Source organism: Promineifilum sp. (SeqCode) (assembly GCF_041918635.1).
Lineage (GTDB): Bacteria > Chloroflexota > Anaerolineae > Promineifilales > Promineifilaceae > Promineifilum.
This window is the reverse complement of record NZ_JAYRVJ010000195.1, coordinates 1-1,538: the sequence shown is the minus strand read 5'-3', so window position 1 is coordinate 1,538 and position 1,538 is coordinate 1. Positions and strand designations below refer to the sequence as shown.

At 68.3% G+C, this 1,538-nt stretch carries 2 pseudogenes; both read left to right on the top strand.

Annotated features, from left to right (window positions below):
• Positions 1 to 40: 40 nt before the first annotated feature.
• Positions 41 to 424: pseudogene (locus ACE3UY_RS06740) on the top strand (sigma-70 factor domain-containing protein); the annotation flags it as partial.
• 453 nt (positions 425 to 877) lie between these two features.
• Positions 878 to 1,538 (top strand): annotated as a pseudogene (locus ACE3UY_RS06735) (sigma-70 family RNA polymerase sigma factor); the annotation flags it as partial.

Below are 1,538 nucleotides of genomic sequence, written 5' to 3'. Positions count from 1 at the left end.
TAATTGTCCTTATTGTCTTTCGCGGATTGTACGAAGCTAGATGGAGATGTATCCCGACGCGGACATGCCGGAATTTGACCCGACCGACGACGAGGCGGCGGACGAGGCGCTGAGCGCCGAGCCGCTCGACGTGGAGGCGTTGGTCAGGAAGGCGCGCCGCTCGCGGCAGATCGCCGAATCGGACGTGCAGTCGATTCTGGCGACGGCCAGCGAGGACGAGGCCGACATGCTCTATGAGCGCCTCCAGAAGCTCAACATCCGCATTGTCGGCGGCGACGGCGAGCCGATCGACGACCCCGGCGACATCGGCCTGCTGGACAGCCTGGATGACCTGGACGACGACGACGACGCCTACCACCTGAGCGACGCCGAGGACGACCCCGTCCACACCTATCTGAAGGAGATCGGCCAGGTTCCGCTGCTGTCGGCCGAGCAGGAGATCTGGCTGGCGACGCAGATGCACGCCCACCGGGTGCTGGAGCGGCTGAACCGGGACGTGGGCGTCCACCGCGCCAACGGCGGCAAGCGCGTGCGCCGCGGCCGGAGCCGCCCCGCCCCGCCGGAGCCGCCGCCCGCCGGCCCCGAGCGCCCCGCCAACCAGAACGCGCTGCGCGCCCAGGCGATGGGGCTCAACTACCTGAATCTGCTGGAAAACTGGCAGTGCGTGCGCGACAGCGCGGCCACGCTGCGCGTCGATCCGCCCGACCCGCTGGCGCTGCTGGACGAGGCGCGCCGGCTGCGCGCCAGCTGGCAGCACAGCGACCGCTCCTACAGCCGCCGCTACCTGAACGACGGCGCGTGGGGGCAGGATGAGGCGTGGATTGACCTGGCGGAGTGCCTGTTCACGGTGCTGACGGCGTTCTACCTGTTGCCCAATGAGCTGAGCGACCAGGTGGCGGCCCACGTCAAGACCCGGGGCGAGCTGCCGCCGGCAGCCGAGGTGGAGGCGTGGCTCTTCCCCGGCGATTCGTCGCTGAGCTATAACGAGTTCATGATCGTGGAGGCGGCCGAGGAGGCCAAGGGGCATCTGACCCGCGCCAACCTGCGCCTGGTGGTCAGCGTGGCCAAGCGCTACATGAACCGGGGCATCCACCTGCTCGACCTGGTGCAGGAGGGCAACGTGGGCCTGCTGCGCGCCGTGGAGAAGTTCGACCACACCAAGGGGTTCAAGTTCAGCACCTACGCCACGTGGTGGATTCGCCAGGCGGTCAGCCGGGCCATCGCCGACCAGGCGCGCACCATCCGCATTCCGGTGCATATGTACGAGACGATCAACCGGATCGTCAAGGCGCAGCGGGAGCTGGTGCAGCAGTTGGGGCATGAGGCGAGCGTGGAGGAGCTGGCGCTGGAGCTGGACTACCTGCTGCCGGAGGAGTCGGCGGCGATCAAGGCGGCCCAGGCCAACGGGATGCCGGTCGACCCGATGCTGGAACGCAAGTGGCGGCAGGCGGTCAGCAAGATTCGCGACATCCTGCGCATCGCCATGGACCCGATGTCGCTGGAGACGCCGGTGGGCAACAACGACGACGCGACGGAGC